This window comes from Streptomyces sp. NPDC047108, from assembly GCF_040643575.1.
Lineage (GTDB): Bacteria > Actinomycetota > Actinomycetes > Streptomycetales > Streptomycetaceae > Streptomyces.
On record NZ_JBEYUP010000002.1, the window covers coordinates 424,232 to 444,963 of the forward strand.

The 20,732-nt window shown below is 71.8% G+C and carries 21 protein-coding genes and 1 tRNA gene; 11 read left to right on the top strand and 11 right to left on the bottom strand.

Translation table 11 applies throughout. From position 1 onward, the window contains the following. Window positions 1-170: 170 nt before the first annotated feature. From ABZ822_RS06985 to ABZ822_RS06995, 3 genes are read right to left on the bottom strand one after another with little or no spacing between them, the layout of a single operon-like run. Window positions 171-857 (bottom strand): TrmH family RNA methyltransferase, encoded by a 687-nt coding sequence (locus ABZ822_RS06985; RefSeq protein ID WP_360848831.1) that lies wholly within the window; start codon window positions 855-857, stop codon window positions 171-173. 50 nt (window positions 858-907) lie between these two features. After that, complete coding sequence (locus ABZ822_RS06990; RefSeq protein ID WP_360848834.1) at window positions 908-2,149, bottom strand: HTTM domain-containing protein; 1,242 nt, start codon at window positions 2,147-2,149, stop codon at window positions 908-910. After that, window positions 2,149-2,823 (bottom strand): DUF5819 family protein, encoded by a 675-nt coding sequence (locus tag ABZ822_RS06995; RefSeq protein WP_360848036.1) that lies wholly within the window; start codon window positions 2,821-2,823, stop codon window positions 2,149-2,151. The genes ABZ822_RS06990 and ABZ822_RS06995 overlap by 1 nt, the downstream gene beginning before the upstream one ends. 191 nt (window positions 2,824-3,014) lie before the next feature. On the opposite strand from ABZ822_RS06995, the gene paaA reads away from it, so the two are divergent. The 6 genes from paaA to ABZ822_RS07025 all read left to right on the top strand — a co-directional run bounded on the left by paaA (window position 3,015) and on the right by ABZ822_RS07025 (window position 8,156). Further along, window positions 3,015-3,971 (top strand): 1,2-phenylacetyl-CoA epoxidase subunit PaaA, encoded by a 957-nt coding sequence (gene paaA / locus ABZ822_RS07000; protein ID WP_360848039.1) that lies wholly within the window; start codon window positions 3,015-3,017, stop codon window positions 3,969-3,971. After that, entirely contained in the window at window positions 3,968-4,267 is a 300-nt protein-coding gene (paaB, locus tag ABZ822_RS07005; RefSeq protein WP_360848042.1) for a 1,2-phenylacetyl-CoA epoxidase subunit PaaB, read from the top strand. Before paaA ends, paaB begins: the two co-directional genes overlap by 4 nt. After that, entirely contained in the window at window positions 4,264-4,965 is a 702-nt protein-coding gene (paaC, locus tag ABZ822_RS07010) for a 1,2-phenylacetyl-CoA epoxidase subunit PaaC (protein ID WP_360848045.1), read from the top strand. The genes paaB and paaC overlap by 4 nt, the downstream gene beginning before the upstream one ends. Window positions 4,966-5,066: 101 nt before the next feature. Next, the gene (gene paaD, locus ABZ822_RS07015) at window positions 5,067-5,543 is read left to right on the top strand and encodes a 1,2-phenylacetyl-CoA epoxidase subunit PaaD (protein ID WP_360848837.1); all 477 of its coding nucleotides are present in this window, start codon (window positions 5,067-5,069) and stop codon (window positions 5,541-5,543) included. After that, window positions 5,544-6,659 carry a 1,2-phenylacetyl-CoA epoxidase subunit PaaE gene (paaE, locus tag ABZ822_RS07020; protein WP_360848048.1) on the top strand — a complete coding sequence of 372 codons (1,116 nt, stop codon included), beginning with the start codon at window positions 5,544-5,546 and terminating at the stop codon, window positions 6,657-6,659. A 324-nt stretch (window positions 6,660-6,983) separates the two neighbouring features. Further along, window positions 6,984-8,156, top strand: a complete 1,173-nt coding sequence (locus tag ABZ822_RS07025) for an acyl-CoA dehydrogenase family protein (protein ID WP_360848051.1) — start codon at window positions 6,984-6,986, stop codon at window positions 8,154-8,156. A 314-nt stretch (window positions 8,157-8,470) separates the two neighbouring features. On the opposite strand, the gene ABZ822_RS07030 is transcribed toward ABZ822_RS07025, so the two are convergent. The 4 genes from ABZ822_RS07030 to ABZ822_RS07045 all read right to left on the bottom strand — a co-directional run bounded on the left by ABZ822_RS07030 (window position 8,471) and on the right by ABZ822_RS07045 (window position 12,369). Then, window positions 8,471-8,815, bottom strand: a complete 345-nt coding sequence (locus ABZ822_RS07030; RefSeq protein WP_360848054.1) for a rhodanese-like domain-containing protein — start codon at window positions 8,813-8,815, stop codon at window positions 8,471-8,473. 84 nt (window positions 8,816-8,899) lie between these two features. Beyond that, entirely contained in the window at window positions 8,900-9,655 is a 756-nt protein-coding gene (locus ABZ822_RS07035; protein WP_360848840.1) for a J domain-containing protein, read from the bottom strand. Window positions 9,656-10,348: 693 nt separating this feature from the next. After that, window positions 10,349-11,827, bottom strand: coding sequence for a DUF2252 domain-containing protein (locus tag ABZ822_RS07040; RefSeq protein WP_360848057.1), 1,479 nt, complete (start codon window positions 11,825-11,827; stop codon window positions 10,349-10,351). A 158-nt stretch (window positions 11,828-11,985) separates the two neighbouring features. Then, the gene (locus tag ABZ822_RS07045; RefSeq protein WP_360848060.1) at window positions 11,986-12,369 is read right to left on the bottom strand and encodes a helix-turn-helix domain-containing protein; all 384 of its coding nucleotides are present in this window, start codon (window positions 12,367-12,369) and stop codon (window positions 11,986-11,988) included. 109 nt (window positions 12,370-12,478) lie between these two features. Here ABZ822_RS07045 and ABZ822_RS07050 point away from each other — a divergent pair, with 109 nt between their 5' ends. Then, the gene (locus ABZ822_RS07050) at window positions 12,479-13,129 is read left to right on the top strand and encodes an NAD(P)H-dependent oxidoreductase (RefSeq protein WP_360848063.1); all 651 of its coding nucleotides are present in this window, start codon (window positions 12,479-12,481) and stop codon (window positions 13,127-13,129) included. Window positions 13,130-13,279: 150 nt separating this feature from the next. Here the strand turns inward: ABZ822_RS07050 and ABZ822_RS07055 are convergent, their stop codons facing one another. The 3 genes from ABZ822_RS07055 to ABZ822_RS07065 all read right to left on the bottom strand — a co-directional run bounded on the left by ABZ822_RS07055 (window position 13,280) and on the right by ABZ822_RS07065 (window position 16,561). Then, window positions 13,280-13,933: a response regulator transcription factor gene (locus ABZ822_RS07055; RefSeq protein WP_360848065.1), complete on the bottom strand. Its 654-nt coding sequence runs from the start codon at window positions 13,931-13,933 to the stop codon at window positions 13,280-13,282. Between the two features lie 86 nt (window positions 13,934-14,019). Beyond that, on the bottom strand, window positions 14,020-15,831 hold the full coding sequence (locus tag ABZ822_RS07060; RefSeq protein ID WP_360848068.1) for a histidine kinase: 1,812 nt from the start codon (window positions 15,829-15,831) through the stop codon (window positions 14,020-14,022). 271 nt (window positions 15,832-16,102) lie between these two features. Beyond that, the gene (locus ABZ822_RS07065; RefSeq protein WP_360848071.1) at window positions 16,103-16,561 is read right to left on the bottom strand and encodes a hypothetical protein; all 459 of its coding nucleotides are present in this window, start codon (window positions 16,559-16,561) and stop codon (window positions 16,103-16,105) included. Window positions 16,562-16,902: 341 nt separating this feature from the next. Here ABZ822_RS07065 and ABZ822_RS07070 point away from each other — a divergent pair, with 341 nt between their 5' ends. Both ABZ822_RS07070 and ABZ822_RS07075 read left to right on the top strand, forming a co-directional pair. Further along, entirely contained in the window at window positions 16,903-17,964 is a 1,062-nt protein-coding gene (locus ABZ822_RS07070) for a helix-turn-helix domain-containing protein (protein ID WP_360848074.1), read from the top strand. 116 nt (window positions 17,965-18,080) lie between these two features. Continuing rightward, the gene (locus tag ABZ822_RS07075) at window positions 18,081-18,443 is read left to right on the top strand and encodes an STAS domain-containing protein (RefSeq protein ID WP_360848077.1); all 363 of its coding nucleotides are present in this window, start codon (window positions 18,081-18,083) and stop codon (window positions 18,441-18,443) included. A 394-nt stretch (window positions 18,444-18,837) separates the two neighbouring features. Here the strand turns inward: ABZ822_RS07075 and ABZ822_RS07080 are convergent. Beyond that, window positions 18,838-18,924, bottom strand: a tRNA-Leu gene (locus ABZ822_RS07080). A 391-nt stretch (window positions 18,925-19,315) separates the two neighbouring features. Here ABZ822_RS07080 and ABZ822_RS07085 point away from each other — a divergent pair. Beyond that, window positions 19,316-20,143 (top strand): DUF3662 and FHA domain-containing protein, encoded by an 828-nt coding sequence (locus tag ABZ822_RS07085; RefSeq protein WP_360848080.1) that lies wholly within the window; start codon window positions 19,316-19,318, stop codon window positions 20,141-20,143. A gap of 10 nt (window positions 20,144-20,153) precedes the next feature. Then, window positions 20,154-20,681 carry an FHA domain-containing protein gene (locus ABZ822_RS07090; RefSeq protein WP_360848083.1) on the top strand — a complete coding sequence of 176 codons (528 nt, stop codon included), beginning with the start codon at window positions 20,154-20,156 and terminating at the stop codon, window positions 20,679-20,681. The last annotated feature ends 51 nt before the right edge of the window (window positions 20,682-20,732 follow it).

Genomic DNA, 20,732 nt, shown 5'->3' on the forward strand with positions numbered 1-20,732 from the left:
GAGCCCTGCGGGGAACGGCAGTCCCTGCGGGCCTTGTGCCGTACCGGGCCCTGCCGACTGCCGGGTCCCGCGAGCGTTGCCCGAGTCCTACAGCGACGCGGGAGGGGGCTCGACGGGGATGCGGCAGGGACCTGGTGAGGGGCTGCTTCGGGGGCCTCGATGCGGGCGTGTCACGGGGCCTCGATGCGGGCGTGGCGACCGATCCAGGCGTGCATAGCGATGGCGGCCGCGGCACCCGCGTTGATCGACCGGGTCGAGCCGAACTGGGCGATGGAGCACACCATCGCGGCGTGCTTCCTCGCCTCCTCCGTCAGCCCCGGGCCCTCCTGCCCGAACAGCAGCACGCAGCGGCGCGGCAGTGCGGTGGTCTCCAGGGGCACGGCCCCGGGGAGGTTGTCGATCCCGATGACCGGCAGGCCCTCGGCGGCCGCCCAGGCCGTCAGCTCCGCTGTGTCGGGGTGATGGCGCACATGCTGGTACCGGTCGGTGACCATGGCACCCCGCCGGTTCCAGCGCCGCCGCCCCACGATGTGGACCTCCTTCGCCAGGAAGGCGTTGGCGGTGCGGACGACCGAGCCGATGTTGAAGTCGTGACCCCAGTTCTCCACGGCCACATGGAAGTCGTGACGGCGGGTGTCGAGGTCGCTGACGATCGCCTCGCGCCTCCAGTAGCGGTACTCGTCGACGACGTTGCGGCGGTCGCCGTGCTCGAGCAGCTCGGGGTCGTAGTGGTCGCCCTCCGGCCACGGCCGGGGGTGGGGGCCGACACCCACCTCCGGGGCGTAGCCGTCGTCGTACTGGACGATCACGGCACTCTCGTCACCGGCACCCACAGCGGCGCCGGCGTGGCCGCTCAGCCCTTCCGGACCGCTCGCGCCGACGTCACTGTTCACACGGCTCACGCTGCTCACCCGACGAGGGTACGGTCGGGCGCCGCGGTGTCGCCGCCCACCGGTGCCCGCTCGCGTACGAAGGGCCGCATCCCGCGCAGTCGCCCGGCCCAGCCGCCCAGCAGCAGCAGGAAGCCCGTCGGCAGGAAAACGGCATCGGCAGTGATCATGGCCAGGGAGAAGAACGGCAGGCCCAGCGCGACGGCGAAGGCTGCGTGCTCGAGCATCATCACGGCGAGCAGCACGTTCTTGACCCGGCGCTTCATCAGCGTGAAGGGGAACGCCACCTGCACGATCACCGTGCCGTAGGTGATGACCATCACCAGAACACCGCTGCTGCTCATCAGGTCGGAGATCACGGGCCAGGGCGAGAAGTAGTCGAGATTGACCGGATAGTAGGCCGCGGTGCCGTCCTGCCAGCGGGAGCCCTGGATCTTGTACCAGCCGGCGGTCGCGTAGATCAGGCACACCTCGGCGATGATCACCAGCAGGGCGCCGTTGTGCGCCAGGTTGGCGATGACGTCGAGGACGGTCCGGGCCTCCCGGAGCGCGGGCGACCCGTCCGGTGCGTACCGGCGGACCGTCCACCACAGGGCGTGGACGAACCACAGCCCCCAGAAGATCAGCGCCCACCCCCAGCTCACCAGGTCCAGCACGGTGATCCCGCTGAGGGCGAGGCCGGTCAGGGACCAGAGGACGATGCCGGTCGCGTCGGGCCCGGGCGCGCTTTCCGGCCCGGGTGCGTCCTCGTCCGCTCGCCTGCGCCGCTCGCGCCGGGCGTCCAGCGACCACACCTGGCCGCACCGGGTGAGGACGAGGTAGATCGCCATGAGGTGGATGACGTTGTCGCCGCCGTCGCCCATGAAGATGCTGCGGTTCTGCACCGACAGGACCCCGACCATGAAGAGCACCGACATGGTGCGGGTGCGCCAGCCGAGCAGCAGCAGGGCGCTCGCGGCGACCGCGAAGAGATAGACGAACTCGAACCACACGGTCCCGTCGGACCACATGAGCGCGGTGAACGCGTCGTTCCCGCTGATCATCTGGCGGGCCAGGGTCCAGGACCACGGTCCGTCGGGCCCGTACATCTCGTGCCGGTGCGGCCACTCGCGGATCAGGAAGAACAGCCAGGTGAAGGAGAAGCCGATCCGGATCACGGCGGTCTGGTACGGGCCGAGAGCGGCCCCGGTGACCTGGGCTATGCCGCGGGCGAGCCGCCGCTCGGCGCGGCGGACGGGGGAGTCGGGGGCGATCCGCATCACGGCTTGTCGGCTCCCTCGGGGAGGTCCGCCGCGGTGACCGTCCACCACGGGAGGACGCGGTGCACGGTCCGGGTGTCGATCTTCTCGCCGCTCCAGGGCGGCGGTGGGACGGGTGTGGTGGCCGAGCGGACCTGCACCCGCTCGATGCGGCCGTCCTGCGGCCCGGAGCCGAGACGGTCCAGGGCGATCCTGCGTATGTACTGCTCGGAGAGCTGGCCGCGCAGTCCGTTGGGCCGGTTCTCGCCGTCGTGCGAGCCGACGAAGAAGTCCCAGGCGCGGCGGAGTTCGTTCTGCTGCGTGTGGCTCGGCAGGAGGTGGTGGCGTATCGCCTCGCCGTCCTGGGCGGACAGATCGGTCCAGTCGGTGGTCGATATCTGCTCGTCCGCCGTACGGACCTCGGCACGAGCCTGGACGGCGATGTTCTGCTGGAGTGGATTGGGAGCGAACAGCTTCCAGTTCTGCTCGAACTCCGGATAGACGTACGCGTCGATGGCCGAGCCGTGACGCTTGGTGATCGTGTTGGACGGGGCGACGTGCAGAAAGACCATCGCGACGTGCACGACGGCGGCGACCGCCACCACGGCGAGGGCCACCGCGATCACTATGCGCGAGGGCACCGAGAGCGCCGCGACACCTCCTGGCGTCGCTGCCCCGTCCTCGTCCCGCTCCATACCGCCCTCCCACATCCCCGGACCTCCGGGGAACGGTACTCAGCGCACCCCTCCCGGCACAGCGCTCATGGAGTTATCCACAGCCTTGACACCCTACGATGCGCCACAGCACCATTGAACCGAACGATCGGTCGGTTGGTCGGGCCGATGCCGGAACGGATGGCGGGCTCGTCGATGGAGAGGGGCACCTCGTGACAACGGTGGTCGAGTCCGGGAGCGCAGGTGCTCATGAAGCGGCCTTCGACGCCGCGGTGGCGGCCGAGGAGCGGATCGAGCCGCGCGACTGGATGCCGGACGCATATCGCGCGACGCTGGTGCGGCAGATCGCCCAGCACGCCCACTCCGAGATCATCGGCATGCAGCCCGAGGCCAACTGGATCACGCGCGCGCCATCGCTGCGGCGCAAGGCGATCCTCATGGCCAAGGTGCAGGACGAGGCGGGGCACGGGCTGTACCTCTACAGCGCCGCGGAGACCCTGGGCACGGGCCGGCAGGAGCTGCTGGACAAGCTGCACTCCGGCCGCCAGAAGTACTCCTCGATCTTCAACTACCCGACGCTGACCTGGGCCGATGTCGGGGCCATCGGCTGGCTCGTGGACGGCGCCGCGATCACCAACCAGGTGCCTCTGTGCCGCTGCTCCTACGGGCCCTACGCCCGCGCGATGATCCGGATCTGCAAGGAGGAGTCCTTCCACCAGCGACAGGGCTATGAGCTGCTGCTCGCCCTCAGCCGGGGCACGGAAGCGCAGCACGCGATGGCTCAGGACGCGGTGAACCGCTGGTGGTGGCCGTCGCTGATGATGTTCGGCCCGCCCGACGACGAGTCCGCGCACTCGGCCCAGTCCATGGCCTGGAAGATCAAGCGGCACTCCAACGACGAGCTGCGGCAACGGTTCGTCGACATCTGCGTCCCGCAGGCCGAGAGCCTCGGTCTGACGCTCCCCGACCCGGACCTGACGTGGAACGAGGAGCGGGGGCACCACGACTTCGGGGCGATCGACTGGGACGAGTTCCGAGAGGTGCTCAAGGGCAACGGGCCCTGCAACGAGCAGCGGATCACCCAGCGCCGGACGGCGCACGAGAACGGCGCATGGGTGCGCGAGGCCGCGGCGGCCTACGCCGCCAAGCACGGGGAGGGCACGGCATGAGCGGGACGAGCGGTGCGGCCGACTGGCCGCTGTGGGAGGTGTTCGTGCGCAGCCGTCGCGGTCTGTCGCACACCCACGCCGGAAGCCTTCACGCGCCGGACGCGGAGATGGCCCTGCGCAACGCCCGTGACCTCTACACCCGCAGGTCCGAGGGCGTATCGATCTGGGTGGTCCCGTCCTCGGCGATCACCGCGTCCTCCCCCGACGAGAAGGACCCCTTCTTCGAGCCCGCCGGCGACAAGCCCTACCGGCACCCGACCTTCTACGACATCCCGGAAGGGGTGAAGCACCTGTGACCGCCGCACTCGCCCTGGGCGACGACGCTCTGGTGCTCTCGCACCGGCTGGGGGAGTGGGCCGGGCACGCGCCGCAGCTCGAGGAGGACGTCGCCCTCGCCAACATCGCCCTGGACCTCCTGGGCCAGGCCCGGGTGCTCCTGTCGATGGCCGGCGACGAGGACGAGCTGGCGTACCTCCGCGAGGAGCGCGAGTTCCGCAACGTCCAGCTCGTCGAGCAGCCGAACGGCGACTTCGCGCACACCATCGCCCGCCAGCTGTACTTCTCGACCTACCAGGAGCTTCTGTACCGGCAACTGGCGGAAGGCGACGGGCCGTTCGCGCCGCTCGCCCGCAAGGCGGTCAAGGAGGTCGCGTACCACCGGGACCACGCCGAGCACTGGACGCTGCGCCTCGGCGACGGCACCGAGGAGAGCCACACTCGTATGCAGCGCGGGCTCGACGCCCTGTGGCGGTTCACCGGCGAACTCTTCGAGCCCGTGGCGGGGGTGGACGCCGACCGGGAGTCGATGCTCCACGCATGGCTGGCGTCCGTGACCTCCGTGGTGGAGCGCGCCACGTTGACGCTGCCCAGCGGACCGCAGACCGGGGCGTGGACGGCGGGCGCGGGCCGGGAGGGGCTGCACACCGAGTCGTTCGGGCGGATGCTCGCCGAGATGCAGCACCTCCACCGCAGCCACCCGGGAGCGTCGTGGTGACCGGCCGTACGGCGCCCGGCGACACCCTGGCACACGACACGGCGCCCGGTGGGGCGGCGGCGCGCGCCGCCGCGCTCGACGACACCGCGGGGCCGACCGCCCTGGAGAACGAGCTGCGTGAACTCGCCGGCTCGGTACCCGACCCCGAACTGCCCATGATCACGCTGGAAGAGCTGGGGGTGCTGCGCGGTCTGCAGGTCCTCGGCCCCGGCCGGGTCGAGGTCGAGCTGACCCCGACCTACACCGGCTGCCCGGCGATCGAGTCGATGTCGGCCGACATCGAGCGGGTGCTGCACGACCACGGCATACCGGAGGTCACGGTCCGCACGGTCCTCTCCCCTCCCTGGACCACCGACGCGATCAGCGCCGAAGGGCGCCGCAAGCTCCAGGAGTCCGGTATCGCTCCGCCGCGCCCGACGGGTGACCGCGGGCCGGTCATGGTGGAGCTCGCGGTGCGCTGCCCGAACTGCGGGTCGACCGACACGACGGTGCTGAGCCGCTTCTCCTCGACCGCGTGCAAGGCGCTGCGCCGCTGTGAGTCGTGCCGCGAACCGTTCGACCACTTCAAGGAGTTGTAGATGGCCCGCCCCGCGACCGAGATGGATCGCTCCGCTCCGGCCGCCCGCCATGGCGCGTTCCATCCGCTGAAGGTGGCGGCGGTGGACCGGCTGACCGAGGACTCGGTCGCCGTCACGTTCGCGGTCCCGCCCGAGCTGCGCGAGACGTACCGCTTCACACCGGGACAGCATCTCGCGCTGCGCCGGGCGGGAGGCGGCGCGGAGATCCGCCGTACCTATTCCATCTGCGCGCCGGCCGTGGACGCGGACGGTCCGCAGACGCTGCAGGTCGGCGTACGGCTCGTCGAGGGCGGGGAGTTCTCGACGTTCGCGCTGAAGGAACTCGCCGTGGGCGACAGCGTGGACGTCATGGCACCGGCCGGGCGGTTCGTCCTGGAGCCGGCACCGGGGCGCTACGTCGGTGTGGTCGGCGGCAGCGGTATCACCCCGGTGCTGTCGATCGTCTCGACCCTGCTGGCCCGCGAGCCCGAGGCCCGCTTCTGCCTCATCCGCAGCGACCGCACTGTCGCCTCGACGATGTTCCTCGAGGAGGTGGCCGACCTCAAGGACCGCTATCCGGACCGTCTTCAGCTCGTCCATGTCCTCTCCCGCGAGGAGCAGCAGGCCGGGCTGCCGTCCGGACGGCTGGACGAGGAGCGCCTCACCGGACTGATCCGCGCGCTGCTGCCGGTCGAGTCGGTCGACGGCTGGTTCCTGTGCGGGCCCTACGGGTTGGTGCAGGGCGCCGAGCGCGCGCTGCGCACCCTGGGCGTATCGCGCAAGCGGGTCCACCAGGAGATCTTCCATGTGGACGAGGGTGCGTCCGCCGCGCCTGCCCAGGCCCGCGCCGCGGCGCCTTCTCACGCCGCGGTGACGGCGACCCTGGACGGCCGCTCCGGCAACTGGCCCGTCCAGGACGGCGAATCCCTGCTGGAAGCGGTGCTGCGCAACCGCGCGGACGCGCCCTACGCCTGCAAGGGCGGGGTGTGCGGGACCTGCCGGGCGTTCCTGGTCTCGGGTGAGGTGCGGATGGACCGGAACTTCGCCCTGGAGGCGGAGGAGGTGGAGGCGGGCTATGTGCTGGCCTGCCAGTCGCACCCCGCCACGGAGCAGGTGGAGCTGGACTTCGACCGCTGACCGCATCGGGCTTCTGCGCGGACGGGTTCGGCACGTGCCCGGCTGCGGGCAGCGGGTTCGAAGCGGCTGAGTGACGCCTCGGGTTCGGCGACCGCCGAACCCGGAGAAGGCTGCGCCGGCGGCTCCCGGGTTCGGCACCGGCACTCCGGTGCCGGGCTCTGACAGGGCCGTTGGTGCCGTCGCTTCGCGCGATGATGTCGCTACGCGCCGCGAAGAACGGTACGGATGGGTCCAGTTGTCTGCGACACCATTCCCTATTCCTGGAACCTGTTCTACCTTGACGCCTCGTCAGATGTGAGTGCCGGGCGTGCGGGAGGACGGGCAGTGGACTTCACCTTCACCGAGGAGCAGCAGGCGGCCGTCGAGGCGGCGAAGGGCGTCTTCTCCGTAGTGGCTCCGGACGGCGTCCCGAGCCCGGCGCTGACCCCAGGAGCCGTCGCCGACGACATCGACCGTCCGCTGTGGCAGACCCTGGCCCGTTCCGACCTGCTGAGCCTCGTCCTCGATCCGCGCCACGGCGGAGCCGGGCTGGACCCGATCGCGTTGTGCCTCGTCCTGCGTGAGTCCGCCAAGGTCCTGGCCCGCGTGCCGCTGCTGGAGACGGGTGCGGCGGCACTCGCGCTGCGGACGTACGCCCCCGCGGACCTGTGCGACGACCTGCTCCCCCGGGTCGGCCGCGGCGAACTCGTGCTGACCGTCGCCTCCAACGGCCGCACCGGTCACGACTCCGCCGAACTGGCCGTCGACGCCACCCGGAACGGCAACCCGGGGGAGGACGGCGCGGACGGCGACTGGACCCTGGACGGGATCCAGACGGCCGTCCCATGGGCCCAGTCGGCGGATCTCCTGGTGATCCCCGCGCGCACCGGCGACGGACGCACCGTGCTGGCGCTCGTTCCCCGGCCACACGACGGAGTCACCCTGGCCGACCAGGTCTCCACCAGCGGCGAGCGCCTCGCCGAGGTCCGCCTCGACGGCGTACGGCTGGCAGGGCGCGATGTGATCACCGCTGAAGGAGCATGGGAGTGGCTGCATGCCCTCCTGGCCACGGGGACCTGCGCCCTCGCACTCGGCCTCGGCGAAGCCGTGCTCCGCATGACGGGCGAGTACACCGGCAAGCGCGAGCAGTTCGGGTATCCGGTGGCCACTTTCCAGGCGGTGGCCGTCCAGGCCGCCGACCGGTACATCGATCTGCGGGCGATGGAAGCCACCCTGTGGCAGGCCGCCTGGCGGCTGGCCGTGCATCAGGGCACCACGACCGCCACGCGGGCGCTTCCGGCATCGGCGGACGTCGCCGTCGCCAAGATCTGGGCATCGGAGGGTGTACGCCGCGTGGTGCAGACCGCCCAGCATCTGCACGGCGGCTTCGGGGCGGACGTGGACTACCCGCTGCACCGCTACCACGCGTGGGCCAAGCAGCTCGAGTTGTCCCTCGGCCCGGCCGCCGCCCACGAGGAGGCCCTGGGCGACCTGCTCGCCGCTCACCCCCTCGGCTGAGATCCCGAGGTCGCGCTCCGTTCAGCCCCGTTCAGCGGTCGCGTTCAACTCTGGGAAGACGTCGGGGGATTGAAGCTCGCGTGGGTTGTTCCACAACGCGCCGTCGTTCCTGGCCGCCGACCGCCGCCTACGGCGGTCCGGGGCGGTCCGGGGGCGGTTGGCCGTCCGGGGCGGTCCGGGGCGGCCCGGGGACGGCCCGGGGACGCGCTCCAATGGGGACCTGCCACCGAACCACGCCGCGGAACCATGCCACGAAGCGCTCCGAGAGGAGAGGTCGGAGCGGGGGTGAGAGCGGAGGAGTCGGAGACAGCGGATCAGAGGACGAACGCCTGGTCGCCGCTGTCGGCGACCAGCGGGCGTCCGGCGGCCTCCCAGGCCAGCATGCCGCCGTCCACGTTCACCGCGTCGATGCCCTGCGCGAGCAGATACTGGGCCACCTGCGCCGACCGGCCCCCGACCCTGCACACCACGTGCACCCGCCGGCCGTCACCGGCGGCCTCGGTCAGCTCTCCGAACCGGGCCACCAGCTCGCTCATCGGCAGATGCAGCGCACTCTCGGCGTGGCCCGCCGCCCACTCGTCGTCCTCCCGGACGTCCAGCAGGAGGCCGTCGGACGGAACCGACACGGCGTCCACCGTCGGGAGCTGGGCGAAGTGCATGGTCAGCCTCTCAGTCTCGTCTAGCGGTCCCCGTGCTGCCGGAGACGCCCCGGTCCGGCAGCGCAGGCCGCCGGTCTCCGAACGCTATCCAACCAGCGACTCCAAGTGCGCCTCCCGCTCGGCGACCTGTGCCAGCAGCTGCTCGGCGATCTCTTCGAGCAAGCGGTCCGGGTCGTCGGGCGCCATCTTGAGCATGGCTCCGATCGCGCTCGACTCCATCTCGGCTGCCGCCGCGGCCAGCATTTCCTTGCGGTCGGCCAGCCACTCCAGCCGGGCGTACAGCTCCTCGCTCCGGCTCAGCGGAGACTCCTCCGGCGGCGGGCCGGCCGCCCACTCCTCGGCCAGCGTGCGGAGCGCTTCCGCGTCCCCGAGTGCGTACGCCTCGTTGACCCGCACGATGAATGCGCTGCGACGTTCCTGTTCCGCCTCGTCCCGCGCCAGGTCGGGATGCGCCTGGCGGACCAGCTCGCGGTAGATCCTGCGGGCCTCCTCGCTCGGGCGGACCCGCTGCGGCGGACGTACGGGACGCTCGTTGAGCATGGCCGTCGCCTCGGGGGACAGGCCGTCCGAGTCGATCCAGCCGTGGAAGAGCTCCTCCACGGCCGGCATCGGCAGCACCAGGCCGCGCGCTTCCTTCGCCTTACGGATGTCCTCGGGGTCCCCGGTCCTGGCGGCGACGGCTTCGGCGATCTGCGCGTCCAGCTCGTCGAGACGCGAGTACATGGGGCCCAGTCTCTGGTGATGGAGCCGGGAGAAGTTCTCCACCTCGACCCGGAAGGTCTCGACGGCGATCTCGAATTCGATGAGGGCCTGCTCGGCAGCGCGGACAGCCTTCTCCAGGCGGGCCTCCGGCCGCGAGCCGTCCGGGGACTCCGCCCGCTCGGCCCCTGCCTGCTGGGCTCCGACCTGCTCGGATCCCGGGTTCGTTTCGGCTTCCGGATTCGTCACCCGGCCAGCCTACGGGCACGCAGGGGGCTGTCGTGCCCGACCGCAGCATCGCCCGCAGACAGGCCTTCCGCTCCCGGAGGGCGATATTCCGCGGTGCGGCGCCTCCAACTGCTCCGCACTCCGTCCCGCCGGTCCCGGCCGTCGACGCCGCTCCCGGCCGACCGACGCGCTCCCGACCGACGCCGGATGCCGGATGCCGGATGCCGAACGCCGGACGCCGGACGCCGGACGCCGGACGCCGGACGCCGGACGCCGGACGCCGACGGGAACGAATATCGCCGCTCCTGGCCCACGCGCCCGCCGTCTCACCTTCGGCCCCCGGGACCCAGCTCCAGTCCCAGCCGCATACCCCCGCACCACCTACCGTCCGCACTCCGGCCTTCGGACCCACGCCAGGCTTCGGATGCCGGACCGCGCATCGGCCCCGCCATCAGCCCCCGAGCCCGGGCGCGGGCCACCGAGCCCGGGCGCGGGCCGCCGAGCCCGGGCCGCGGGCTGCCGTGCCCCCGATCGCCTGACGTGCTCACCGCGCCCGCCATGCCCCCTCGGCTGCTCGCCGTGCCGCCGTGCCCGCCGTGCTCCCCGTCAGACGCCGAGCTCGGCCGCTATGCGGCCGCTCCGCACCGCGGCCACCAGCTCGGCGTGGTCGGCCTCCGTGCGGTCCGCGTAGGCGACCGCGAAGTCCGCGATCGCCTCGTCCAGCTTGTCCCCCTTGCCGCAGTAGCCCGCGATCAGCCGCGGGTCCGCGCTGTGGGCATGCCCGCGCGCCAGCAGCGCGCCGGTCATGCGCCCGTAGTCGTCGATCTGGTCCGCGGCCAGCTCGGTCGGGTCGACGCTGCCCTTGCGGTTCCGGAACTGCCGCACCTGGTACGGGCGGCCCTCCACGCTCGTCCAGCCCAGCAGGATGTCGCTCACCACCTGCATGACCTTCTGCCCCAGCACGACCCGGCGCCCCTCGTGCGGGGTCTCCGGCGCGTCGAAGCCCGCCTTCGCGAGATGCGGCAGCAGCGCCGAGGCACGGCTCTCCTTCACCTGGAGCACCAGGGGCTCGCCACGGTGGTCCAGGAGCAGCACCACGTACGACCGCAGCCCCACGCTGCCCGTGCCGACCACGCGGAAGGCGACGTCCTGCACCTCGTACCGCGCGAGCAGCGGCCGCCGGTCCTGCGGGATCGTGTCCAGATAGCCGCCCAAGGCCTTGGACACCGAGGCGGCCTCGGCGTCCGGCACCCTGCGGAGCACCGGCCGCGCGTCCGTGAACCGCCGGCGGGGGACGCCCGGCCGCTCGCCCTCGCCGTCGGGGGCGGGCTCCGTGGCCTTCGCCGCGAAACGGCCGCTGGTGTTGCGCCGGGCCTTCTCCGCCACCCGCTCCAGGGCGCCGACCAGGTCGTGGGCATCTGTGTGCGAGACCAGCTCCTCGTCGGCGATCGCGTTCCACGCCTCCATCACGGGGAGCTTCGCCAGCAGTCGCATGGTCCGCCGGTAGGCACCCACCGCGTCATAGGCGGCCTTGCGGCAGGCGTGCTCGTCCGCCCCTGCCTCGCGGCCCGCGAGCACGAGCGAGGCCGCGAGACGCTTCACGTCCCACTCCCACGGGCCGTGCACCGTCTCGTCGAAATCGTTGATGTCGATGATGAGGCTGCCCAGCGCATCGCCGTAGAGCCCGAAGTTGGCAGCGTGGGCGTCGCCGCAGATCTGCGCGCCGACGCCGGTGACCGGCGTGCCCGCGAGGTCGTACGCCATCAGCCCCGCCGCGCCCCGGTAGAAGGCGAAGGGCGATGCGGCCATGCGCCCCACCCGGATCGGGGTGAGCTCCGGCAGGCGGCCCGCGTTGGACTCCTCGACCGCCGTCACCGCGTCCGGACGGCCGGCGTCCGGCGCCGACTCGGCGTGCTCCGTGCGGTGAACCCGCTCGCGGAGTGCCTTGCCCCGCTGCTTGGGCGCGAGAGGGTCCTCGGACCACCGCGCGAAACCCGGAACCGACGGAACCCGTTCGCCGGCAGCAGCAGTCCCACCGGCCTCCGGCTTCCCCTCCGCCGCCTCCGGCCTCTGCTCCCCGATCATGCCCAGCCTCCCCCGTACCCGCACGACTTACGACTGGCCAGAACCGTACCCCCGGGCCGAAAGGGCCGCATGCCCTGTGGACAACTCCGGCGACCCGCAGCCCGACCACCCCGGCTGCCGCACATCCGCCCCCTGAGCGGATCGGCGGTGTGGGCGGTCTATCCGCGGAAGCTCTCCGGGCACGCCCCCGCGTCCGGGAGGTACTGCTCCGCCCAGCGGCCGAGCTCCTTCAGCGCGGGCTCGAGCGCGCGCCCCGGTTCGGTCAGCCGGTAGGCGACCCGCAGCGGCGGCCCCTCGTCCACCTCGCGCACCACGAGCCCCGCCGCCCCCAGCTCGCTCAGCCTGTCCGACAGCATGCGTTCGCTGATCCCCGGGACGGCCCTCCTCAGCTCGGCGAAGTGCACCGCACGCTGCATCAGCACCGAAACGATCGGTCCGGTCCAGCGCTTGCCGAGCAGCCCGAAGACCCGGGTGATCCCGGCATCGACTTCCCTGCACTCCCGCTCGTCGCGTCCCCCGCAACCGTCCACACCACCGTCCATGCCCTCCAGAGTACTGCGTCGAGCTTCGCCACTGCGGAAAAGTAAGTGACTGTGCTAGTAATAGCTACGTACGGAATTCAACTCGGATTCCCGCAGCAGGAGGTTCGCCATGCCCACGCTTCTTCACCTCGACTCGTCGGCCTTCCCCCAGGGCGGCTCCGCCTCGCGCGACGTGACCGCCACGTTCCGTGCGGCCTGGGAGGAACAGCACCCCGAAGGCAAGGTCGTCTACCGCGACCTCGCCGCCGACCCGCTGCCCCACCTGGACGCCGCCGGGATATCCGCCGCTTTCAGCGACCCCTCGGAGCACAGCCCCGAGCAGCGCGCGGCGTTCGCGCTGCGCACCGCCCTCGCCGAGGAGCTGGAGGAGGCCGACGCCGTCCTCATCGGTGCGCCGATGTACAACTTCACGATCCCGTCGAGCCTGAAGGCGTGGCTGGACCAGGTCATCGTGATGGGCCGGACCGCCGGCGACTCCCCGTCCGCCGCGGGCACGCCGGTCACCGTCGTCGCCAGCCGAGGCGGCGCGTACGGTCCCGGGACGCCGCGCGAGGGCTTCGAGTTCGTGCAGACCTACCTGGAGAAGGCGCTGAACGGCATGCTCGGCCTCGACGTCGACTTCATCGTGCCGGAGCTGACCCTGGCCCGGACGAACCCCGCGATGGCGGACCTGATCGACCTCTCCGACGCCTCGCGCAACAAGGCGCACACGGACGCCGCGGAGAAGGCCAAGGCGCTCGCCGCCCGCCTGGCCGCCTGAACCGGCGGACCCTCAAGGGCCCTCAAGTACTCGGCAGATGACGGCCGAGGACCACAACGGCCGAGGACCCGACCGAGGACCCGGCCGAGGACCACGACGACCGGGGCGCCGGGTTCCACCGGACCCGGCCCGTGACGCCGGGCCGGGGAGCTACACCCCGAGCCCGGCGTCCCGCGCCAGGAGCGCCGCCTGCACCCGGTTGTCGCACTCGAGCTTCGCCAGGATCCGGCTCACGTACGTCTTGACCGTCGCCTCGCTCATGTGGATCCGCTCACCCGCGTCGGCGTTGGACAGCCCTTCGCCCAGCAGCGCCAGGACCTCGAGTTCCCGCTCGGTCAGCGCTTCCAGGCGGCGGCGCGCCTCCTCGCCCCGCTTCGCCTCGCGTCCCGACGCGAGCGAGTCGACGACGTGCCGCGTGGCTCCCGGCGAGAGGTAGGCGTCCCCTCCGGCCGCCGCCCGTACGGCGCTGATCAGTTCGGCCGGTGCCGAGTCCTTCAGCAGGAAACCGGCGCCACCACTGCTCAGCGCCCGAAGGACGTTCTCCCGCTCGCCGAACGTCGTGAGCACGAGCGCCCTGGCCCCCGGCGCGACCCGGCTCAGCTCGGCGAGCGCGGAGAGCCCGTCCATCACGGGCATCTGGATGTCGAGGAGGACCACGTCGACGGTGTGGGCCCGGGCCAGTTCGAGCGCCTCCCGGCCGTTCCCCGCCTCCGCGACCACGTCGATGTCGTCGGCCGAGGTGAGGATCATCCTGATGCCCGCGCGGATCAGCGGCTCGTCATCCGCGACGAGGACCCGGATCACTGCTCTCCACCCGTGATCACTGCTCTCCACCCGTTTCCCACCCGCCCGAGCCGGTGCGCTCCTGACGGGATCTGCTCACCGTCCGTCTAGATCTTGGCCACGTACGACCGCTTCTGGATCAGCTTTCCGTCCCGGAAGCAGAAGCGGAAGACCGGTTCGGTGTTCGGGTCGTCCGAAATCTCCGTCGACATCATGGTGAGGCAGGTCGCGCCCTTGGGGCGGGCGGGCCCCTGGTTGCCCAGACCGCTGGTCATCAGCGAGCTGCCCTCGGGGAGAGCGTTCCGCACCACGGACTCCCGGTCACCGACCTCGATCGACCGGTAGAGCTCCGGCTCGATCATGCCCTTGCTTGCCTCCTCCAGGAAGGTGACGGTCCCCCACACCGCCACCGCACCCAGGGCCACGACGGTGAACGCGAGCACGACGCAGCCGAACGCCACGGCCCCGTAGCGTCTGGTCCCCGGCCTCCTGACCGTCCCGTCGAGGAACGTGCCGACGGGATACGGGGCGCCCCCGCTCCGGATCGCCCCTCCCTCAGGCCAGAAGTCGACCCCGGCGTCCCCGTACGGACCGGCACCGGCCGGAACGGTGCCCTGAGGGACCATCCCCTCACCCCAGGCCCCCTGCGCGGCACCGTTCGCCCCGGGACCGTGCGCGCCACCGGGACCGCGTCCCCCGGCACCGTCGGGCCCGTACGGGAGGACACCGGCGACGCGGAAGCCGCCGCCCGGTGTCGGCCCCGCGTGCACCATGCCGCCGATCAGCCGGGCCCGTTCACTCAGCCCGACCAGTCCCTGGCCGCCGCCCACCGCCGCGTCGTTCCGTACGCCGCCCTTGCCGCCCGCGGGGACCGGCACCGGCCCGTTGGCGACCTCCACCACGAGGGAGTCGGGCTCGTACCGCAGGGCGACCGTGATGCGCGCCCCGGACGCGTACTTGTGAGCGTTCGTGAGACCTTCCTGCGCTATGCGGTACGCGGCGTGATCGGACGCCGGCGCCAACGGCCGCGGGTCGCCCGACACATCGAGCCCCACCTCGGCACCGGCCGCACGCGAGGTCTCGACCAGCCCCTCGATGCCCGAGGCCGCGCGGGACGCGGGCTGCGCGCCCTCCACAGGAGAGGGCGCCTCCGTACCGTCCCTGAGGATGCCGACCACCGCGCGCAGTTCGTGCATCGCGGCCACCGACGCGTTGCGCAGCACCCCCACCGCCTCGCGCTGCCGTTCGGTCAGCTCGGGGTCCACCTCCAGGGCACCGGTGTGCACGGCGATCAGCGCGAGCTGATGGCCGAGGCTGTCGTGCATGTCCTGCGCGATCCGCTGCCGTTCACGCATCCGCGCCTGCCCGGCGATCATCGCGCGCTCGCGGAGGAGTTGGGCGTTGTGCTGCTGGAGCGTGTGCAGCAGCCTGCGCCGCTGCCTCCAGTAGCGGCTCGCCAGACCCGGGACGACGGTCGTGGCCAGGAAGATGACCGTCGAGAAGATCGCTGTCGCCACCGGCGGCAGGTAGTCGGACTCCTCGTACACGCTGAGCACCACGTTCAGCACCAGGGCCGCGCTGAACGCGCCGATCGCCCTCCCCCGCGCGGGAATGCCGCGCCCCGCCGACCAGCCGGACGCGATCAGCAGGGCCAGGAACCCGCTCAGCGGACCCGCTGCCGCGCCCGTGAGGACCAGGACGGTCGCCGGGAAGATGCGGCGCAGCGGCGACAGCAGGCCCACCGCCACCGAGGTGACCGTCAGTTGCAGTGGGCCACTGCCCACGAGGGCCTCCAGCCCTGCCGCGCACAGCGCCAGGACCAGGGACAGGACGATTTCGCCGATGATCCGCCGCGCCGGCCAGTCCGCCGGTACGACCAGGCGCTTCCATACGGCCCGCGCCTTCTCGCTCCCGTTCACGCGGCACACGGTAGGCAGCACCGGCCTTTTTGCACACTCCCCTTCGTCGCACCCGTATGCGACGAAAGTCGCGCGGGAGCGGAGGGAGGAGCCTCGTGGAGCACCCAGGACCGCGGCTCGTCCGTACGCGCCCGGCACTCCGTACGACGTGCGGGAAGGGCCGGAAGACGGCGAGGGTGCGGAGCCGACGACCCCCGTACGGCGGCTCCGCACCCCCCGACCGCCTCCCCGCATGCGGCCGGCCCCTCCCCGCGGTGTCGTGCCCGGCGGTTCATGAAGGCGGCTGCGCCGTGCGCTCGACGGTCCCGGCGGCGCCGCCCTCTGAAGGGCGGGCCGTCCCGGCCACGTCGCGCCGGGCCGGCGCCCGTTCGCAGGGAAGCAGCCTGGCCAGGGGCCGTACGAGGACCCGCGTGACACGCCACGACACCAGGAGCGCCCCCAACAGCAGGGCGAACTGGAGCAGATGGAACAGCAGCCCCCGTGGGATCTCCTCGGTCAGCAGTACCGAGCCGGAGAGGCTGAGGACCCAGCCGAGGGCGATCAGCACCGAGGCCGACACCGAGACCGGCACTCCGCCCAGGCCGAGCGCGGCGGCATCGAGGTCGGCGTCGAAGTCGTTCCGGTCGGCGAATCCGAGCAGGACCAGGAACCAGAATCCGGTGACCACGACGAGCGCCGAGGTGAACGGAACCGTGGGGAAGCCCACGGCGGTCTCCAGTACCTCCGTCATCGCCTCTTCCCCTCCCCCTTGTCCTGACGGCACCCGAACCGCCCGGCGCGCCCAGCCCGCCCGGCGCCCTGAAATACGCCCGGTGCTCCGGAACAGCCGACGGCGGCACTCCGGTTTCCGGCCTGCGGCAGTCGGTCATCCGCCGCGTCCGGTGCTCCGCATCGTGGCAGCCCGCACTCTGCGTACGCATTGCCGTGGACCGGCAATCTTTACGTATCCTTGATGCCGGTGAGCCGCCGCGGCACGCCGCACGGACGGGCACCCCAGGACCGTCAACGGCACACATGCGAGACACGCATACGCCGCACGGCAGGAGCAGGAAGCAGGAGGCAGGAGCACCCATGGCGGACCGGCCGGTACCCGAGGACCACCTCGCGGGGTACGCCGAGATCCTCGCCGCCGCCTGCGCCACGGGACGCAGGCTCACACGCGACGAACTGGAGGCCCTGCGCGGCCAGGGGGAGCGCGCGGCCGAGGTGGGCATCGGCCTGCGGGCGCTGGTGCGCGCCCACCTCACCGCGGCCCGGTCGGTCGCCGCCGGGCTCGCCCCCTCCGCTGCCGAGCACGTCCTCGACGCCGTCGAGCAGGCCGTCGACGCCTTCGCCGAGGGCCACGAGCGCGCCCAGCGCCAGGCCGTACGCCAGGAGGAGGCCGCGCGGCGGGAGTTCGTCGACGACCTGCTGTACGGACGCAGCGACCTCGGGCGGCTCGCCGAGCGCGCCGAACGCTTCGGACTCCTCCTCTCCCACGCCCACACGGTCGCCGCCGCCGAGGGCACGGAACCGTTCGACGACGGATCACCGCTGACCCGCCGGGTCGAGTCCTCGCTCGTCGCCCGCTTCGGTGACCGCCACATCCTGCTCACCACGAAGGACGACCGGTTGATCTGCATCGCACCGGCCGACCAGTCCGACGTGCTGACCTTCTTCGCCAAGCAGGCGTACGCGGCGGCGGACGGCGTCCGGGTCGCCATCGGCCGCGCCCAGCCCGGCGCCGGCGGCGTCGTCCACTCGTACGAGGAAGCCCTGAACGCCCTCGACCTGGCCCATCGCATGGGCCTGGAGGACCCGGTGCTCCACGCCGCGGACCTCTTGGTCTACCCCGTGCTCACCCGGGACCGGCAGGCCATGGCCGATCTCGTGCGCAGCGTGCTCGGGCCCCTCCGGCAGGCCCGCGGAGGGGCGCAGCCTCTGCTGGACACCCTGACGGTCTACTTCGACACCGGCTGCGTGGCCGCGGAGGCGGCGCGCCAACTCTCGCTCAGCGTGCGGGCGATGACCTACCGGCTCGATCGCATCCGGCGGCTGACGGGCGCCGACCCGGGCGACCCCGTGCACCGCTACACGCTGCAGACCGCGGTCATCGGCGCACGGCTGCTGGACTGGCCCGCGCAGGAGCTCTGAGGACCGGAGCCGAAGGGGCCGGATCCGGTCGTGCGCGTGCTGTTGAAGCCCGGCGCCGACCGGATCTACGCTCGTATTACCTGCAGCATCTGGCATGCGGTGGGAGGCGATCACGGGTGGCCCAACCCCCAGACCTCGGCATCGCCCCGCTGCCCTCGATCAGCGACGACGAGGCGCTGACGCTCACCCTGAGCGGGGAACTCAGCGTATGGACCATGCAGACGCTGCGTAACGAAGTGATCTACCGCTGCAGTACGGGCCACCGGCGCCTCCGCCTCGATCTGAGGGGAGTGAGCTCGTGCGAGGTCCCGACGCTCTACAGCATCATCGGCCTCATGCACGGGGTACGCGCCGCGCACGGCTATCTGTCCCTGATCGCGCTCAGCGACGCTGTCATGCAGGCCATGGTGAGCAGCGGGCTCGACCCCACCGTGCTCCTGTGGGACCTCTTCCGGGACAGCGAGCCGGTGCCTGCGTGATGCGGTGAGCGGCGCCGCAGCGGCCGGCCGCTCGGGATGCGGGCCAACTCCCTTGACAGGCGGAGAGGTTCAGGGTTGCGAGACGGCCGTCCCGGTTGACGTCCACCGACGGGACGGTGTCGGCACCCACCCGCACCAGCGCCCGGAGACCCGCGACAGCCCCGGGCCACGACGCTGCGCCAGGTGTCGCCCGCCCCGCACCAGCCGACCGGTCACGCCACAGCCGTCACAACACCACCACCCCAAGAGGCGGGCTCCTGCCGTGAGATGACTCACCGCCGGGTCCTGCCGGGCGTGAACATGCCCATCAGGGCGGGGAGATCTATGCCACGCACGAGAAACGGGCCCCCACCAGGACTTTCGTCACTGGCAGAGACCCGTTCATCGGTTCTCATGGTGCGCGAGGGGGGAGTTGAACCCCCACGCCCTTTCGGGCACTGGAACCTGAATCCAGCGCGTCTGCCTATTCCGCCACCCGCGCATGGGTGTTGCCGTCAGGCTTCCTCACATTTCGCGGACGGTGAGTCCGTGTCCCGTAGGGGCGCCTTCCGACATCCAGAAGGTTAGCACGCTGGCGAGGGTGGATTCACACGCCTATTCCCAGGCCCCATGGGGCGCGTATGTGCAGGCCCCGCGGGGCGCGTGCACGTGCTGCCGCGCGCCCCGCGGGGCCGGGCACCGTCACGGTTGCGGGACACTGTTCCAGGGATGGCCTCTACCATCCGGTGTGGCCCACCAGGATCAGACCTGTGAGGGGCGACACTCGACGGCGGGGGCGTGAAGTGGAACCACTCGTGTTTGCCGCTCGTGGATACGATCAGTAAGCAGTACCAGGACGATTTCGGCGAGCCCAGCAGGGAAGGAGGTGCCCGGTGGGAGTAATGAAGCGCTTCGAGCAGCGTCTCGAGGGTCTCGTGAACGGCACCTTCGCCAAGGTGTTCAAGTCCGAGGTGCAGCCCGTCGAGATCGCGGGAGCACTCCAGCGGGAGTGCGACAACAACGCGACCATCTGGAACCGCGACCGCACCGTCGTGCCCAACGACTTCATCGTCGAGCTGAGCACGCCCGACCATGAGCGCCTGAGTCCGTACTCGGGCCAGCTCGGCGACGAGCTGTCGGGCATGGTGCGTGACTACGCGAAACAGCAGCGCTACACCTTCATGGGCCCGATCAAGGTGCACCTGGAGAAGGCGGACGACCTCGACACCGGGCTGTACCGCGTGCGCAGCCGCACCCTCGCCTCGAGCGAGTCCCAGGCCCAGCAGGGCCGGCGCCCGGCCGCGGCCGCCCCGTACGGCGGCCGCTCCGCGCAGCCGGCCGGCGCACCGCCCATGCCGTCGTCGCCCCCGCCCGCGGCCCGGCCCGGCGGTCCCGCACCCGTGACGCGGATGCCCGGCGCGGGCCCGATGCCGGGCTCGCAGACCCGCCGCTGGATCGAGATCAACGGCACACGCCACCAGATCTCCCGTCCGACCTTGGTCCTCGGGCGCAGCACCGAGGCCGATGTGCGGATCGACGACCCCGGCGTCTCCCGCCGGCACTGCGAGATCCGGACCGGTACGCCCTCGACGATCCAGGATCTGGGTTCCACCAACGGCATCGTGGTGGACGGGCAGCACACGACCCGCGCTACGCTCCGCGACGGCTCGCGGATCGTCGTGGGCAGCACCACCATCGTTTTCCGGCAAGCCGAAGGGTGAAGCGGGGGCAATGTCAGAGCTGACCCTGACGGTCATGCGGCTGGGCTTTCTCGCCGTACTGTGGCTGTTCGTCATCGTGGCCGTACAGGTCATCCGCAGCGATCTGTTCGGCACGCGCGTCACCCAGCGCGCGGCCCGACGTGCCGAGGGCCAGGCCCGCCCGTCCGGCGGGCGGCAGCAACAGCAGCCGCCGCAGCAGCGCGCCCCGTCCGGCGGCCGCGGCGGAGGACGCCAGCGCCGTGGTGCGCCGACCAAGCTCGTGGTGTCCGAGGGCAGCCTCACCGGCACCACGGTGGCCCTCCAGGGCCAGACCATCTCCCTCGGCCGGGCACACGACTCGACGATCGTGCTGGACGACGACTACGCGTCCAGCAGGCATGCCAGGATCTACCCGGATCGTGACGGCCAATGGATCGTGGAGGATCTCGGGTCCACCAACGGCACGTACCTCGACCGGACCCGACTCACCACCCCGACCCCGATTCCGCTGGGCGCGCCGATTCGTATCGGCAAGACCGTTATCGAGCTGCGGAAGTAGTACGAGAATGAGCGAGCGGAGCGAGCGGGCCACGGCCGCGTCGGCAGCCCT

Coding starts and splice junctions, on each gene's coding strand:
- ABZ822_RS06990 (WP_360848834.1), bottom strand. CDS start 2,149: ATGCGGATCGCCCCCGACTCCCCCGTCCGCCGCGCCGAGCGGCGGCTC.
- paaE (WP_360848048.1), top strand. CDS start 5,544: ATGGCCCGCCCCGCGACCGAGATGGATCGCTCCGCTCCGGCCGCCCGC.
- ABZ822_RS07030 (WP_360848054.1), bottom strand. CDS start 8,815: ATGCACTTCGCCCAGCTCCCGACGGTGGACGCCGTGTCGGTTCCGTCC.
- ABZ822_RS07065 (WP_360848071.1), bottom strand. CDS start 16,561: ATGACGGAGGTACTGGAGACCGCCGTGGGCTTCCCCACGGTTCCGTTC.
- paaB (WP_360848042.1), top strand. CDS start 3,968: ATGAGCGGGACGAGCGGTGCGGCCGACTGGCCGCTGTGGGAGGTGTTC.
- ABZ822_RS07050 (WP_360848063.1), top strand. CDS start 12,479: ATGCCCACGCTTCTTCACCTCGACTCGTCGGCCTTCCCCCAGGGCGGC.
- ABZ822_RS07090 (WP_360848083.1), top strand. CDS start 20,154: ATGTCAGAGCTGACCCTGACGGTCATGCGGCTGGGCTTTCTCGCCGTA.
- ABZ822_RS07045 (WP_360848060.1), bottom strand. CDS start 12,369: ATGGACGGTGGTGTGGACGGTTGCGGGGGACGCGACGAGCGGGAGTGC.
- ABZ822_RS06995 (WP_360848036.1), bottom strand. CDS start 2,823: ATGGAGCGGGACGAGGACGGGGCAGCGACGCCAGGAGGTGTCGCGGCG.
- ABZ822_RS07040 (WP_360848057.1), bottom strand. CDS start 11,827: ATGATCGGGGAGCAGAGGCCGGAGGCGGCGGAGGGGAAGCCGGAGGCC.
- ABZ822_RS07070 (WP_360848074.1), top strand. CDS start 16,903: ATGGCGGACCGGCCGGTACCCGAGGACCACCTCGCGGGGTACGCCGAG.